The 14,600-nt window shown below is 62.6% G+C and carries 14 protein-coding genes; 10 read left to right on the forward strand and 4 right to left on the reverse strand.

Features of this window, described 5'->3' with window-relative positions:
* Window positions 1-6 precede the first annotated feature (6 nt).
* The 4 genes from M728_RS14625 (at window position 7) to M728_RS14640 (ending at window position 5,319) form a co-directional block, all read left to right on the forward strand.
* Window positions 7-1,731, forward strand: coding sequence for an ABC transporter substrate-binding protein (locus tag M728_RS14625; RefSeq protein ID WP_026620012.1), 1,725 nt, complete (start codon window positions 7-9; stop codon window positions 1,729-1,731).
* Window positions 1,732-2,102: 371 nt separating this feature from the next.
* A complete protein-coding gene (locus tag M728_RS14630; RefSeq protein ID WP_026620013.1) occupies window positions 2,103-3,575 on the forward strand; it encodes a nucleobase:cation symporter-2 family protein in 1,473 nt (490 codons plus the stop codon).
* A 48-nt stretch (window positions 3,576-3,623) separates the two neighbouring features.
* On the forward strand, window positions 3,624-4,232 hold the full coding sequence (locus M728_RS14635; protein WP_026620014.1) for a deaminase: 609 nt from the start codon (window positions 3,624-3,626) through the stop codon (window positions 4,230-4,232).
* Window positions 4,233-4,398: 166 nt separating this feature from the next.
* Complete coding sequence (locus M728_RS14640) at window positions 4,399-5,319, forward strand: DMT family transporter (protein WP_026620015.1); 921 nt, start codon at window positions 4,399-4,401, stop codon at window positions 5,317-5,319.
* A gap of 4 nt (window positions 5,320-5,323) precedes the next feature.
* On the opposite strand, the gene M728_RS14645 is transcribed toward M728_RS14640, so the two are convergent.
* On the reverse strand, window positions 5,324-5,752 hold the full coding sequence (locus tag M728_RS14645; RefSeq protein WP_026620016.1) for a Fur family transcriptional regulator: 429 nt from the start codon (window positions 5,750-5,752) through the stop codon (window positions 5,324-5,326).
* Between the two features lie 122 nt (window positions 5,753-5,874).
* Between M728_RS14645 and M728_RS14650 the strand changes: the two genes are divergently transcribed.
* The 5 genes from M728_RS14650 (at window position 5,875) to M728_RS14670 (ending at window position 10,566) form a co-directional block, all read left to right on the forward strand.
* Window positions 5,875-6,780, forward strand: a complete 906-nt coding sequence (locus M728_RS14650; RefSeq protein WP_026620017.1) for a metal ABC transporter substrate-binding protein — start codon at window positions 5,875-5,877, stop codon at window positions 6,778-6,780.
* Entirely contained in the window at window positions 6,777-7,706 is a 930-nt protein-coding gene (locus M728_RS14655; protein WP_026620018.1) for a manganese/iron ABC transporter ATP-binding protein, read from the forward strand. Before M728_RS14650 ends, M728_RS14655 begins: the two co-directional genes overlap by 4 nt.
* Window positions 7,703-8,560, forward strand: coding sequence for a metal ABC transporter permease (locus tag M728_RS14660; protein ID WP_026620019.1), 858 nt, complete (start codon window positions 7,703-7,705; stop codon window positions 8,558-8,560). Before M728_RS14655 ends, M728_RS14660 begins: the two co-directional genes overlap by 4 nt.
* Window positions 8,557-9,411, forward strand: coding sequence for a metal ABC transporter permease (locus tag M728_RS14665; protein WP_026620020.1), 855 nt, complete (start codon window positions 8,557-8,559; stop codon window positions 9,409-9,411). Before M728_RS14660 ends, M728_RS14665 begins: the two co-directional genes overlap by 4 nt.
* Window positions 9,412-9,639: 228 nt before the next feature.
* A complete protein-coding gene (locus M728_RS14670) occupies window positions 9,640-10,566 on the forward strand; it encodes a DUF6030 family protein (RefSeq protein WP_245269685.1) in 927 nt (308 codons plus the stop codon).
* On the opposite strand, the gene M728_RS14675 is transcribed toward M728_RS14670, so the two are convergent.
* Window positions 10,528-10,959, reverse strand: a complete 432-nt coding sequence (locus M728_RS14675) for an Lrp/AsnC family transcriptional regulator (RefSeq protein ID WP_026620021.1) — start codon at window positions 10,957-10,959, stop codon at window positions 10,528-10,530. The genes M728_RS14670 and M728_RS14675 overlap by 39 nt on opposite strands.
* A 127-nt stretch (window positions 10,960-11,086) precedes the next feature.
* On the opposite strand from M728_RS14675, the gene M728_RS14680 reads away from it, so the two are divergent.
* Complete coding sequence (locus M728_RS14680) at window positions 11,087-12,187, forward strand: saccharopine dehydrogenase family protein (RefSeq protein WP_026620022.1); 1,101 nt, start codon at window positions 11,087-11,089, stop codon at window positions 12,185-12,187.
* A 370-nt stretch (window positions 12,188-12,557) separates the two neighbouring features.
* Here M728_RS14680 and M728_RS14685 read toward each other — a convergent pair whose 3' ends face one another.
* Both M728_RS14685 and atpD read right to left on the reverse strand, forming a co-directional pair.
* Window positions 12,558-12,962: a F0F1 ATP synthase subunit epsilon gene (locus M728_RS14685; RefSeq protein ID WP_026620023.1), complete on the reverse strand. Its 405-nt coding sequence runs from the start codon at window positions 12,960-12,962 to the stop codon at window positions 12,558-12,560.
* A 122-nt stretch (window positions 12,963-13,084) separates the two neighbouring features.
* The gene (gene atpD / locus M728_RS14690; protein WP_026620024.1) at window positions 13,085-14,599 is read right to left on the reverse strand and encodes a F0F1 ATP synthase subunit beta; all 1,515 of its coding nucleotides are present in this window, start codon (window positions 14,597-14,599) and stop codon (window positions 13,085-13,087) included.
* Window position 14,600: the final 1 nt, after the last annotated feature.

A 14,600-nucleotide genomic window follows, 5' to 3' on the forward strand; every position in this document is an offset into this window, starting at 1 on the left:
GAATTGATGCGACGGCACCTTTTGACAACGACGGCGGCCATGCTGCTGGCACTCACGGGCACGGCCTTCGCCGGCATGGAGGAGGCAAAACAATTCCTGGACAAGGAAATCAGCGACCTCTCCTCGCTCGACCGCGCTGCCCAGGAAGCGGAAATGCAATGGTTCGTCGATGCAGCGAAGCCTTTCGCCGGCATGGACATCAAGGTTGTCTCCGAAACGATCGCCACCCATGAATACGAATCGAAGGTGCTGGCCCCGGCCTTCACCGCCATCACCGGCATCAAGATCACGCACGACCTGATCGGCGAAGGCGATGTCGTCGAGAAGCTGCAGACGCAGATGCAGTCGGGCGAAAATATCTACGACGCCTATATCAACGACAGTGACCTGATCGGCACCCATTGGCGCTACCAGCAGGCGCGCAGCCTGACCGACTGGATGGCAAACGAAGGCAAGGACGTCACCAATCCGAACCTCGACATCGACGACTTCATCGGCAAGTCCTTCACCACGGCCCCGGACGGCAAGCTCTATCAGCTTCCCGACCAGCAGTTCGCGAACCTCTACTGGTTCCGTTACGACTGGTTCAACGACGAGAAGAACAAAGCGGACTTCAAGGCGAAGTACGGCTACGATCTCGGCGTTCCGGTCAACTGGTCGGCCTATGAAGACATCGCCGAGTTCTTTACCGGTCGCGAGATCGACGGCAAGAAGGTCTATGGTCACATGGACTACGGCAAGAAGGACCCGTCGCTCGGCTGGCGCTTCACCGACGCCTGGCTTTCGATGGCCGGCAATGGCGACAAGGGCATCCCGAACGGCAAGCCGGTCGACGAATGGGGCATCAAGGTCGATGAAAACTCCCGGCCCGTCGGCTCCTGCGTCGCTCGCGGCGGCGACACCAACGGCCCGGCCTCGGTTTATGCGATCCAGAAGTATCTCGACTGGATGAAGGCCTATGCGCCGGCTGCTGCCCAGGGCATGACCTTCTCGGAGTCCGGCCCGGTTCCCTCGCAGGGCGAGATCGCCCAGCAGATGTTCACCTATACGGCCTTCACCGCCGCCTTCGTGAAGGAAGGCCTTCCGGTCGTCAACGAGGACGGCACGCCGAAGTGGCGTTTCGCTCCGAGCCCGCACGGCGTCTATTGGAAGGATGGAATGAAGCTCGGCTACCAGGACGCAGGATCCTGGACGCTGATGAAATCCACCCCGGACGATCGCGCCAAGGCCGCCTGGCTCTATGCGCAGTTCGTGACTTCGAAGACGATCGACGTGAAGAAGAGCCATGTCGGCCTCACCTTCATCCGCCAGTCGACACTCGACCATAAGAGCTTCACCGACCGCGCCCCGAAGCTCGGCGGCTTGATCGAGTTCTACCGTTCGCCGGCCCGCCTGCAGTGGTCGCCGACCGGCACGAACGTTCCTGACTATCCGAAGCTGGCACAGCTCTGGTGGCAGGCGATCGGCGACGCCTCTTCCGGCGCCAAGACCGCGCAGGAAGCCATGGACTCGCTTTGCGCCGAGCAGGAAAAGGTGCTGCAGCGCCTCGAGCGCGCCGGCATCCAGGGCGACATCGGTCCGAAGCTCGCCGAAGAGCAGGACCTCGAATATTGGAACAAGGACGCCGTCTCCAAGGGCAACCTCGCTCCGCAGCTCAAGGTCGAGAACGAGAAGGAAAAGCCGATCACCGTCAACTACGACGATCTGGTCAAGAGCTGGCAGACGAACTGATCGATAAAGGCCGCCCGATCCGCCGGGCGGCCTCCCTTCCGAGGAGATGCGGCACCGGGGCTGGAAACGGCCCCGGTTTATTTGTTTGGAGCACATCCAGGAAAAGTATATCAGCTTGGCCCCTTTCGCCGTCATCCCTGCGACTTGTCACAGGGATCCAGCAGCGCCGCGTCTGCGGCGCACGAAAGAAAGGCTCTGTCACAAGCCGGCGAGGCGCAACGCCCATGTTCCGCGCCGCGCATTACCGACGGACAACCGAAAACTGTTTCCCGTTTTTCAATAAAGCCATGCCGCCCGCTCGCTGCCATAGTTTGCCACCCCACGTCGCGGAGGAGGTGGGATTTCATGCAAAGGTATTGGAGGAGATTGCCTTGGCAAACAGCGCAGACGAACTTCTATCGCAAAGGCGCCCGGAGGATGAGAAACTCGGTATCGGCGCCAATCTGGCCTATGGCCTGCAGCACGTGCTGACAATGTATGGCGGCATCGTCGCGGTACCGCTGATTCTGGGCCAGGCGGCGGGCCTTAGCTCCAGCGACGTCGGATTGCTGATCACCGCATCGCTTTTCGCCGGAGGCCTCGCCACCATACTGCAGACCATCGGACTGCCATTTTTCGGAAGCCGCTTGCCGCTGGTCCAGGGCGTTTCCTTCTCGGGCGTCGCCACGATGATCGCCATCTCCGGCAACGGCGGCCTGGAAGCCGTGCTCGGCGCTGTCATGGCCGCCTCGTTGATCGGGCTGCTGATCACGCCGGTTTTTTCGCGGATCACCCGCTTCTTCCCGCCGCTCGTCACGGGCATCGTGATCACCACCATCGGATTGACACTGATGCCCGTTGCGGCGCGATGGGCGATGGGAGGCGACGCCCAAGCGCCGGACTTCGGCAGTCCGGCCAATATCCAGCTCGCCGCCGCGACGCTTGTCATCGTGCTGTTGCTGAGCAAACTCGGCAGCGCCGCAGTCTCGAGGCTCTCGATCCTGCTCGCCCTCATCATCGGCACCGTCATCGCCTATTTCACCGGCATGGCCGATTTCTCGAAGGTGGCCGAAGGGCCGTTCTTCGCCCTTCCGACGATCTTCCATTTCGGCTATCCGACCTTCGAGATCGCTGCGATCGTCTCGATGTGCATCGTGATAATGGTGACGCTGGTCGAGACCTCCGCGGACATTCTTGCGGTCGGCGAAATCATCGAAACGAAGGTGGATTCGCGCCGCCTCGGCGACGGTCTGAGGGCCGACATGCTCTCGAGCCTCGTCGCGCCGATCTTCGGCTCCTTCACCCAGAGCGCCTTTGCGCAGAACGTCGGGCTCGTGGCGGTCACCGGGGTCAAGAGCCGTTACGTCGTTGCAACCGGCGGCCTTTTTCTCGTGATGCTCGGCTTGTTGCCGGTCATGGGCCGCATCGTCGCGGCGGTTCCAAGCGCGGTTCTCGGCGGCGCCGGCATCGTGCTCTTCGGCACGGTCGCCGCGAGCGGCATCCGGACGCTCTCAAAGGTCGACTACACCAACAATATGAACCTGGTCATCGTCGCCACTTCGATCGGTTTCGGCATGATCCCGATCGCTTCGCCCTCTTTCTACGAGCATTTCCCCGCTTGGTTCGCGACGATCTTCCACTCCGGCATCAGTTCCGCCGCGCTGATGGCGATCAGCCTCAACCTGATCTTCAATCACCTGACCGCCGGCAACTCCGACCAGCAATCCGTGTTCGTCGCTGGAACGGAGCGGACGCTCAGATATCAGGACATCGCGCGGCTGCACGATGGCGACTATTTCCTCAATGGCAAGCTTTATGACGCGAAAGGCATCGAGGTGCCTGTGATCCCCTCGGAAGTACACTAGACGCTCAACACGGTACGTCAGACGCGCCACCAACCAAAGGAAGACCATATGCTACAACAGAACGAAACGCTCGGCCTGCTCGACGCCCTGCTCACCACGATGGAGCGCAGAATCATTCCGAAGACGGAGGCCGGCGTGGCGGCGGGCAACAAGATCTTCGGCGCCGCCCTGCTCAAGAAATCGGACTTGTCGGTCGTCCTCGTCGAGACCAACAACGAAACCGAGAATCCGCTCTGGCACGGCGAAGTTCACACCTTGAAGCGGTTCTACGAGATGACGGGACCCGCCGCCCGCCCCTGCTCGCGCGACCTCATCTTCCTGTCGACCCACGAGCCCTGCTCCATGTGCCTTTCGGCGATCACCTGGGCGGGCTTCGACAATTTCTACTATTTCTTCAGCCACGAGGATTCGCGCGACGCCTTCGCCATCCCGCACGATCTTAAAATCCTCAAGGAAGTCTTCACGCTGGAACCCGGCGGCTACAACAGGACCAACGCCTTCTGGAAAGGCCGGTCGATTCCCGATCTGATCACCGAGCTTCCCGAGGCCGACCGAGCGCAGCTTCAACAGCGCGCCGAGCTGATCAGCCGCAAATATGCCGACCTCTCCGCCGCCTACCAGGCTGGCAAGGAGAACAACGCCATTCCGCTGAATTAGAGCGGCTTCCGCAATCACGCCACAGGGCGGGCGCGCCCGCTATTGAAAGGATCTCCCCCTCGCGGGGAGATCTCCCGTAGATGCATCACATTTCGATCGGGACCGAAGCATCCATCTCTCCGGCGAGGTTAGAAGAGCGGCATGGACTCGCTTCAAGGACTGATCGATGATCGCTGCCGCCAAGACAAACATCGCTTTCGAACTATTGCTTCTTCTCGCGCTCGCGACGCTCTGGGGCGCCTCTTACACCTTCATCAAGCTCGGCGTCGAAACCATTCCGCCAGTGACGCTGATCGCCGCCCGCACCTTGATCGCCGGCGCGATCCTTCTCGCCGTCATCCGCTGGCGCGGCCTTTCGCTGCCGCGTGACGCGCCCACCTGGCGGCGTTTTCTGTTCCAGGCCTGCCTCAACAGCGTCTTTCCGTTCACGCTGATCGCATGGGCCGAGCGCACGATCGATGCCGGCGTCGCAGCGATCCTCAATTCGACCACGCCCATATTCGCCTTCCTGCTGACGGCGCTGATCACCCGACACGAGCCGGTTACCACGCGCGAGTTCCTGGGTGTAGTCGCCGGGCTGACAGGCACGAGCTTGATCATCGGCTTGGAGGCCTTCCGCGGCATCGGCGATCAACTCGCGGCACAGATCGCGGTGGTGGTTGCGACCGTCTGCTATGCGGGCGCCGCGATCTTCGGCAAGGGCTTCAAGGGCCTCGACCCGATCATCCCCGCCGCCGGATCGCTGATCTCGGGCGCCGCTCTGCTCATCCCGGCGAGCCTGATCGTCGATCAGCCGTGGACCCTCACGCCTTCGACCCGATCACTGATGGCGCTCCTGTGCCTCTCGGTCTTCTCTACGGCCCTCGCCTTCGCCATCTACTTCCGGCTGATCCACACGCTCGGCTCCGTCGGTGCGACGGCGCAGGCCTACGTTCGCGTTCCCATCGGCGTTGCGATCGGAGTGCTGTTTCTCGGCGAGACGCTGTCAGCGACCGCGTGGCTGGGGCTCGGCTGCGTCATCCTCGGGGTGGCCGCAATGACCATGCCCGCCGGACGCGCAGCCCCGGCGGTCGCCCCGAAAGGCTGACCGCTCAATCCTTGCGCTTGCGGCAATAGAGCTCCAGCCGGTGGCGCACCAATTCATAGCCGAGTTCGGCGGCGATCTCCGCCTGGAGCTGCTCGATCTTGTCGGAGCGGAACTCGATCACGGCGCCCGTTTCGATGTCGATCAGATGGTCGTGGTGCGGCGCGTCCGCCGTCTCGAACCGGGCGGTCGCGTTCTCGAAGGCGTGCCGCTGCACGACACCCTGCTGCTCCAACGCGGAGAGCGTCCGATAGACGGTCGAAAGCGACACCGTCGCGTCGATTTCCTTTGCCCGCCGGTGCAGCTCGCTGGCGTCCGGATGGTCCTCGGCCTCGGCCAGAATCTTCAGGATCGCCGCCCGCTGACGCGTGACGCGCACGCCGCCTTCGCGCAGGATTCCTTCCAGTTCTTCGATCCGATTTTTCGTCTGTCTCATCCGGCGACACTAGCCAAGGGCCATCTGTTTGAAAATAGCTAGTTGCAAATGGTTCTCATGTGCATTGACTTATGCAGGCCATTCGCCTACCCATAATATAGGTCTGCAAAGAGGAGAGCTGAATGATCGATCCGACGAGGCGCATGATACTGGTGGCAGCAGCGGCAATGGCTGCCTTTTCCCTCCTGCCCGGCACGGCCGCCGCAGCGGAAAAGTTCAAGGCCGTCACCACCTTCACGGTCATTGCCGATATGGCACGCAATGTCGCCGGCGACGCGGCAATCGTCGAATCGATCACCAAGCCGGGGGCGGAGATCCACAACTACCAGCCGACCCCGCGCGATATCCTGAAGGCGCATGACGCCGATCTCATTTTATGGAACGGGCTCAATCTTGAGCTCTGGTTCGAGAAGTTCTTCCAGAATTTCGATGACATTCCGGGCGTCGTCGTCTCCGAAGGCGTCGAGCCGATGGGGATTGCCGAGGGCCCCTATACCGGCAAGCCGAACCCGCATGCCTGGATGTCGCCTTCCGCAGCTCTGATCTATGTCGACAACATCCGCGATGCTTTCGTGAAGCACGATCCGGAAAACGCCGAGATCTACAAGGCGAATGCCGAGGCCTACAAGAAGAAGATCGAAGCGACGATCGCACCCATTCGCGCCGAACTCGAAAAGATCCCGGCGGAGAAACGCTGGCTGGTTTCGAGCGAGGGCGCCTTCAGCTATCTCGCCCGCGACTTCGGCCTGAAGGAACTCTATCTCTGGCCGATCAATGCCGACCAGCAGGGCACGCCGCAGCAGGTACGCAAGGTGATCGACGCCGTCCGGGCAAATCATATTCCGGTAGTCTTTTCCGAAAGCACGATCTCGCCCGATCCCGCCCAGCAGGTCGCGCGCGAGACGGGTGCAAAATACGGCGGCGTGCTCTATGTCGATTCCTTGAGCGAGGCCGACGGCCCCGTTCCGACCTATCTCGATCTCCTGCGCGTTACATCGGAAACGATCGCGAAAGGCTTATCGCAATGAACCTTCAGGAAAAGGCCCGCGCCTATCCGAAAGCGGTTCCAAAAGAGAAAGCAAACGGCATCCGCGTGAGCGGCGCGACCGTGACCTATCGCAACGGTCACCGGGCGCTGCGCGATGCTTCCTTTGAAATCCCGACCGGCACGATCGCCGCGCTCGTCGGCGTAAACGGCAGCGGCAAGTCGACGCTCTTCAAGGCGATCATGGGTTTCGTCCGGCTGGCGAAGGGCGATATCTCGATCCTCGGGCTTACCGTACCGCAGGCGCTGAAGAAGAACCTCGTCGCCTATGTGCCGCAGGCCGAGGAGGTCGACTGGAATTTCCCCGTCCTCGTCGAGGACGTGGTGATGATGGGCCGCTACGGTCACATGAACATGCTGCGCATGCCGAAGCAGGCCGACCACGAGGCGGTCGAGGCGGCATTGGCTAGGGTCGGGATGAGCGATTTCCGCAAGCGCCAGATCGGCGAACTATCCGGCGGCCAGAAGAAGCGCGTGTTCCTCGCCCGGGCGCTCGCGCAGGACGGCCGCGTCATCCTGCTCGACGAGCCTTTCACCGGCGTCGACGTCAAGACCGAGGATGCGATCATCCGCCTGCTCGTCGCGCTTCGGGAGGAAGGTCGCGTGATGCTCGTCTCCACCCACAATCTCGGCAGCGTGCCGGAATTCTGCGATCGCACCATCCTTCTTAAAAACACGGTGCTTGCCTACGGGCCGACCCCAACGACCTTCACCCGTGACAATCTCGAACTAGCCTTCGGCGGCGTATTGCGCCACTTCGTGCTCGGCGGCGAGAGCCTGCACGACGACGCCGATCCCCGCCAGCTTTCCGTCATCACCGACGATGAACGGCCGCTCGTTATGTATGGCGCGAAGGGCCAGATGGTGACTCAGCCGGCGAAGCCCGAAACCGAGGCGGACAAGGAATGATCGCGACGCTCACTGAGCCGTTCACCTACACTTACATGGTGAACGCCATGTGGGTCAGCGCGCTCGTCGGCGCCGTCTGCGCTTTCCTCTCGGCCTATCTGATGCTGAAGGGCTGGTCGCTGATCGGCGACGCACTCTCGCACTCGATCGTGCCGGGCGTTGCCGGCGCCTATATGCTCGGCCTCCCCTTTTCTCTCGGCGCCTTCTTCTCCGGAGTGCTCGCCGCGGCCGCCATGCTCTTCCTCAATCAGCGCACGCGATTGAAGGAGGACACGATCATCGGGCTGATCTTCACCTCCTTCTTCGGCCTCGGCCTCTTCATGGTGTCGCTGTCGCCGACCTCGGTGAACATCCAGACGATCGTGCTCGGCAATATCCTCGCGATCACCCCGGCCGACACGCTGCAACTCGCCCTCATCGGTATCGTCTCGCTCGTGATCCTCTCGGCGAAATGGAAGGACCTGATGGTGACCTTCTTCGACGAAAGCCACGCCCGTTCGATCGGCATCAACACGACGTTCATCAAGGTGCTGTTCTTCACGCTGCTCTCGGCTTGCACCGTGGCGGCACTGCAGACGGTCGGCGCCTTTCTCGTGATCGCCATGGTCGTCACCCCCGGCGCCACCGCCTATCTCATCACCGACCGCTTTCCGCGGCTGATCATCATCAGCATCGCCATCGGCGCACTGACGAGCTTCGTCGGCGCGTATGCGAGCTATTTCCTTGACGGCGCCACCGGCGGCATCATCATCGTGCTGCAGACGGCGATCTTCCTGCTCGCCTTCATGTTTGCTCCGAAACACGGGCTGCTTGCAGCCCGCCGCCGCGCATCCGAGGCGCTGGAGACCGCATGATGCCATCGCTCGACATGCTCCTTGCCGTCTTCGAATTCGAGTTCATGCGCAACGCGCTCCTGATCTCGGTGCTGGTCGCGATCCCGACGGCGATGCTCTCCTGTTTTCTGGTGCTGAAGGGCTGGTCACTGATGGGCGACGCGATCTCGCATGCAGTCTTCCCCGGCGTCGTCATCTCCTACATCGTCGGCCTGCCGCTCGCCCTCGGCGCCTTTGCCGCCGGCATGTGCTGCGCACTCTTGACCGGCTATCTCAAGGACAACAGCCGCATCAAGCAGGACACGGTAATGGGGGTCGTCTTTTCCGGCATGTTCGGCCTCGGTCTCGTGCTCTACGTGAACATCCAGAGCGACGTGCATCTCGATCACATCCTCTTCGGCGACATGCTCGGCATCGGCTGGGGCGACATTCTCGAGACGGGGCTCATCGCAGCGGTGGCGGCCGGCGTGCTCGGCCTCAAGTGGCGCGACCTCCTGCTTCATGCCTTCGATCCGGCGCAGGCACGCGCCGTCGGCCTGCCGGTGGGGTGGCTGCATTACGGGCTGCTCGCGATCCTGTCGCTGACGATCGTCGGCGCGCTCAAGGCGGTCGGCCTGATCCTTGCCATCGCCATGCTGATCGCCCCCGGCGCGATTGCCTATCTCGTCACGCGGACGTTCCGCGGCATGCTTGTCGCCGCGGTCGCGGTCGCCGCCATTGCTTCCTTCTCCGGCGTCTACCTCTCCTTCTTCATCGACAGCGCCCCCGCACCGACCATCGTGCTTCTCATGACGGCGATCTTCCTCCTCGCCTTCGCCTATTCCACCTGGAAGACGGCGCGCATGGAGGCACGGCGGACGAGCCTCGAGTAGGGGTCAGGTCGGACCGACCTAAGATCCCTCCCCTTGTCGGGACGGTTGGGCAAGGGTCTTCTCGCGAGGTGTCTTTCCGCAATTCGCCTGGCCTTCAAACTCGCCTTTTCAACGGCGATGCCTCTTGGACGCCGACGCCATGATCCCTTATTGTGCCCCGTCTTTCTAGAGTTGAAGCGGCGCGTGCGGAAATGCTAGGCCGCCTATCAGGCGGAGCAACGAGGCGATATGGAGAAGAAGCAGGAAGGCCGTTCCGGCGTCGCTTTCTTCCTGATCGCCGTCGCGCTGATCTTCACGGCAATTCTTGCGACCGTGCTCTTCGCCAATGAGCAGCGCAATTTGAGACAACTCCTCGCCGCAATGGGTTTTGAGATCAAGGCGCCGGAAGCGGAGCGGCTGCCCGACCGTGCCGCACCGCGCAAGAAGCCGGAACCGCAGCGAGTGCTTTTGCCCTCCCATACCTTTGCGGACCTTGAGACGCCGGGGCAGCAGTTTATCCGCGAAATCCGCAGCGACCCGCGCGCGCTTTGCGAAGGCCTGCGCGAGGCCGGCTTCCGCGACCTCGAATGGAAGTCGGCCGAGAGCGGCCGGTGGGAATGCTCCACGCTCGTTCCTTTTCCCCGTCCCGGCGAGGGGCAAAGCTCGTCCATTTTCATCTTGGTCAAGGGCAGCGGCGAGGATGAGATCACCTCCTTCCGCGTGAAGCTCAACATCGAGAACGCTGAGGACACGCAGGCCGTCACGAGTGCGGCGGCGAAGGCGGCTTCCGTCTTCCTGACTGAGGTCCGCTGGGCCGATAGCACCAGCATCGCCTTGAAGATCCAGGCGTTGAAGGAGTTCGATCTCAAACGTTTCGGCAGCCGCATCCAGCTCAAGCGGGAATCGGGCGAAACGCCGAGGTACAATTTCTTCGCCAATCAGGCGGCGCGGACGCGACCGAAGAGCATTGCCGAGCTCTATTTCGATCGCGAGAGGTGGCTGCCGCCCGGCGATGGCTCGATCGTTTCCTTCGTCCGTGGCCCGAGCGCCTGGGATATGCCGAGCGCGCCGGCAGACACGCGGGCGGGTGCAGGCGACCGGCCACAACTCCCAGGCATTGATGCGGAATCGCAATCGTCAGCGGTCGATCCGCGTCGAGAGGATGATCGACGATAGCGTCTTTTCGACGCCTTCGATTTCGCCGATTCGATCGATCAAATGGTCCAGTTCGCTAATCGAGGCTGCGGCAACAACGGCGATCAAATCGAAGCTGCCGCTCACCGAATGCAGCGTGCGGATCTCGCGGATCGCCGCGAGTTCCGGCGTCACCCGGCTCAGCGCCCGGGGCGCGATCGTGATCAGCACATGCGCCTTGACCAGGCCCTTCTCATAGCTCTCCGAAAGCCGCACGCCGTAGCCCGCGATCACCCCTTCGCGCTCCAGCCGCTCGATGCGCGCCTGTACCGTCGTGCGCGAAAGGCCGAGTCTGCGGGCGATCGTCGCGGTCGGCATGCGGGCGTTTTCGCTTAGCACGGCGAGCAGCTCGCGATCTTTGTCGGTCATTTGCATATCGTCGACTCCGATCGGCGAAATGCCGATCTCTTCCCGGCGATTTAGCCATATCGACGCTTCAAATCAACGGAATCCGGCAGGATAATTACGACTGAAGAAGCTCATATCCTGGGGAAAAAGAAGAATGAAAGACATCGTCGTCATCGGCGCCGGCAAGATCGGCTCGACCATTGCGCGCATGCTGGCGCATACCGGCGACTATCGGGTCTGCGTCGCCGATCGCAGCGCCGAGCAGCTGGTGCAGGTCGAAAAGCACGATGCAATTTCGACCGCCGTCATCGACATTGCCGACCGCGAGGCGCTGGTCGGCCTGCTCGCCGGCAAGTTCGCGGTGCTGAGTGCCGCGCCCTTCCATCTCACGGTTGCGATCGCCGAGGCGGCGGCCGAGGCGGAGATCCACTATCTCGATCTCACCGAGGACGTCGAGTCGACCCGCCAGGTCAAGACGATCGCCGCACAAGCGAAGACGGCCTTCATCCCGCAATGCGGCCTTGCTCCCGGCTTCATCTCGATCGTCGCCAACGATCTCACCAGGCATTTCGACACGCTCGAAAGCGTGCGCATGCGCGTCGGCGCTCTGCCGCAGTACCCGTCCAATGCGCTCAACTACAATCTCACCTGGAGCACGGACGGCGTCATCAACGAATATATCGAGCCCTGCGAGGCGATCGTCGAGGGGTCGCTGATCGAAGTTCCGGCGATGGAAGAGCGCGAGGAGTTTTCCCTCGACGGCGTCACCTACGAAGCCTTCAACACCTCCGGCGGCCTCGGCACGCTTTGCGAGACGCTCAAGGGCAAGGTCCGCACGCTGAACTACAAGACGATCCGCTATCCCGGCCACGCGGCGATCTTCAAGGCGCTTCTGAACGACCTCGGCCTGCGCCATCGCCGCGAGGTGCTGAAGGACATTCTCGAGAACGCACTGCCAACGACGACCCAGGACGTAGTCGTCATCTTCGTCACCGTCTCCGGCTACCGCGACGGCCGCCTGATCCAGGAGACCTACGCCAACAAGGTCTATAGCGGCGTCGTTGCGGGACGCATGCAGAGCGGCATCCAGATCACGACGGCCGGCAGCATCTGCGCCGTGCTCGACCTGCTCGCCGAAGCCAAGATCCCGACAAAGGGCTTCGTGCGCCAGGAAGACATCGCGCTCGACACCTTCCTCGCCAACCGCTTCGGCCGCTATTACGCTCAGAAGCACGAGGAACGCGCGGCGAGCTGAATTTTGCCTGCTCCGCTGGGGCGATCGATGCCGTCCTCGCAATAGAGACCCAAATGCCCGGACATCGTCCGGGCATTTTGCGTTCACGGCAGTCTCGCCCGGAGCCGCGCATCCCCCTCATCCGGCCTGCCGGCGAAGGAGATTCGCGGCACACCCGTCCATTCCCTCTCCCGTCGGCGGTAGCGGTGGCGCTCGTCCCCTCTACGCGCGCGGGATCAGGGTGGGCGATTGTTCGACGCTCGCACAAACGGCGCCGTTCGCCCGCCGGCTCCAAACGTCGCCGCAGCGAACGGAGGCGATCGCGCTGGACATGAAAAACCCCGCTCGAGGCGGGGTTCGGTGAGCATTATCCCTGGTCGGGATGTCCCTTTCAGGCGGGGATGACGATCTCCCCGAGCTTCGTCAGCTCGGCGATGAACTGTTCGATACGCGTCTTCTTCTCGTCGGCAGCGCCTTCGAGTTCGGCGCGCGCCTCGGCGATGCGGTTTTCGAGGATCGTGCGGTCAAGCTCGTCGACGTGAACCGCCGATTCGGCAAGCAGCGTGCAGCCATCGGGCAGGATATCGGCAAAGCCGCCGAAGACGGCGAAACGCTCGGTCTTGCCGCCGGCCGTCTTCACCGCGACCACGCCCGGCTTGACGGTCGTCATGGTCGGCGCGTGATGGGCCATGACGGTCATCTCGCCCTCGGTCGCCGGGATGACGACTTCCGTCACCTTCTCGGAGAGCAGCAGGCGCTCGGGGGAAACAAGCTCAAAATTGAAACTGTCGGCCATGACCATTCACTTCCGGTAAGCGTGCCGCGAGATGGCGGCGGCTGTGCATGTTCTCAACCGCTTGAGCCGCGGCGGAATGAAAACCGCGGCGCGGTCGCCCCGCGCCACGGTTCACGATGCAATTAGGCGGCCTCGGCAGCCAGCTTCTTCGCCTTCTCGATGGCTTCCTCGATGGAGCCCACCATGTAGAAGGCGGCCTCCGGCAGGTGGTCGTACTCGCCGTTGACGAGGCCCTTGAAGCCCTTGATCGTGTCTTCGAGAGCGACCAGCTTGCCCGGCGAGCCGGTGAAGACTTCGGCGACGAAGAACGGCTGCGACAGGAAGCGTTCGATCTTGCGGGCGCGGGCGACGGCGAGCTTGTCCTCTTCGGAAAGCTCATCCATGCCGAGGATGGCGATGATGTCCTGGAGCGCCTTGTAGCGCTGCAGGGTCGACTGCACCTTGCGCGACACTTCGTAGTGCTCTTCGCCGACGATCATCGGGTCGAGCATGCGCGACGTCGAGTCGAGCGGGTCCACCGCCGGGTAGATGCCCTTTTCGGCGATCGAGCGCGACAGAACGGTCGTCGCATCGAGGTGGGCGAACGAGGTTGCCGGCGCCGGGTCGGTCAAGTCGTCGGCCGGAACGTAGATCGCCTGAACCGAGGTGATCGAGCCCTTGGTCGTCGTGGTGATGCGCTCCTGCATCGTGCCCATGTCGGTTGCGAGCGTCGGCTGATAGCCCACGGCCGATGGAATACGGCCGAGCAGAGCCGACACTTCCGAACCCGCCTGGGTGAAGCGGAAGATGTTATCGACGAAGAAGAGAACGTCCTGACCTTCGTCGCGGAACTGTTCGGCGACCGTCAGGCCGGTGAGCGCGACGCGGGCGCGGGCACCCGGCGGTTCGTTCATCTGACCGTAGACGAGCGCAGCCTTGGAGCCTTCGCCGCCGCCGTGCTTGTTCACGCCGGATTCGATCATTTCATGGTAGAGGTCGTTACCTTCGCGGGTACGCTCACCGACGCCTGCGAAGACGGAGTAACCGCCATGCGCCTTGGCGACGTTGTTGATCAGTTCCATGATCAGAACGGTCTTGCCGACGCCTGCACCGCCGAAGAGGCCGATCTTGCCGCCCTTCGCGTAAGGAGCGAGCAGGTCTACGACCTTGATGCCGGTGACGAGGATCTGTGCTTCCGTCGACTGTTCGACATAGGAAGGCGCTTCCTGGTGGATCGCGCGGCGTGCAGAGGTTTTGAGCGGCCCGGCTTCGTCCACCGGCTCACCGATGACGTTCATGATGCGGCCGAGCGTTTCCTTGCCGACCGGCACCGAAATCGGGCCGCCGGTGTCGGTGACTTGCTGACCGCGAACCAGACCTTCGGTCGAGTCCATGGCGATCGTGCGGACGGAATTTTCGCCGAGGTGCTGCGCGACTTCGAGAACGAGGCGGTTTCCCTTGTTGTCGGTTTCCAGCGCGTTCAGGATCTGCGGGAGTTGGCCTTCTTCGAAGGAGACGTCGACGACGGCGCCGATGACCTGAGTCACGCGGCCGACAGCACCAGTAGCCGCAACGGCTGTCTTGGCGGAAGCTGCCTTCTTCGGAGCAGCAGGCTTCTTCGCCGCTGCGGTTTCTTTCGGGGTAGCTGCCCTAGCCATA

The sequence above is a fragment of the Ensifer sp. WSM1721 genome, assembly GCF_000513895.2.
GTDB lineage: Bacteria > Pseudomonadota > Alphaproteobacteria > Rhizobiales > Rhizobiaceae > Sinorhizobium.

What these genes read in the sequence shown, in the direction of transcription:
- M728_RS14655 (WP_026620018.1), top strand. Translation starts at nt 6,777, where the DNA reads ATGAACCTTCAGGAAAAGGCCCGCGCCTATCCGAAAGCGGTTCCAAAA.
- M728_RS14665 (WP_026620020.1), top strand. Translation starts at nt 8,557, where the DNA reads ATGATGCCATCGCTCGACATGCTCCTTGCCGTCTTCGAATTCGAGTTC.
- M728_RS14685 (WP_026620023.1), bottom strand. Translation starts at nt 12,962, where the DNA reads ATGGCCGACAGTTTCAATTTTGAGCTTGTTTCCCCCGAGCGCCTGCTG.
- M728_RS14640 (WP_026620015.1), top strand. Translation starts at nt 4,399, where the DNA reads ATGATCGCTGCCGCCAAGACAAACATCGCTTTCGAACTATTGCTTCTT.
- atpD (WP_026620024.1), bottom strand. Translation starts at nt 14,599, where the DNA reads ATGGCTAGGGCAGCTACCCCGAAAGAAACCGCAGCGGCGAAGAAGCCT.
- M728_RS14625 (WP_026620012.1), top strand. Translation starts at nt 7, where the DNA reads ATGCGACGGCACCTTTTGACAACGACGGCGGCCATGCTGCTGGCACTC.
- M728_RS14650 (WP_026620017.1), top strand. Translation starts at nt 5,875, where the DNA reads ATGATCGATCCGACGAGGCGCATGATACTGGTGGCAGCAGCGGCAATG.
- M728_RS14635 (WP_026620014.1), top strand. Translation starts at nt 3,624, where the DNA reads ATGCTACAACAGAACGAAACGCTCGGCCTGCTCGACGCCCTGCTCACC.
- M728_RS14675 (WP_026620021.1), bottom strand. Translation starts at nt 10,959, where the DNA reads ATGCAAATGACCGACAAAGATCGCGAGCTGCTCGCCGTGCTAAGCGAA.
- M728_RS14670 (WP_245269685.1), top strand. Translation starts at nt 9,640, where the DNA reads ATGGAGAAGAAGCAGGAAGGCCGTTCCGGCGTCGCTTTCTTCCTGATC.
- M728_RS14645 (WP_026620016.1), bottom strand. Translation starts at nt 5,752, where the DNA reads ATGAGACAGACGAAAAATCGGATCGAAGAACTGGAAGGAATCCTGCGC.
- M728_RS14660 (WP_026620019.1), top strand. Translation starts at nt 7,703, where the DNA reads ATGATCGCGACGCTCACTGAGCCGTTCACCTACACTTACATGGTGAAC.
- M728_RS14680 (WP_026620022.1), top strand. Translation starts at nt 11,087, where the DNA reads ATGAAAGACATCGTCGTCATCGGCGCCGGCAAGATCGGCTCGACCATT.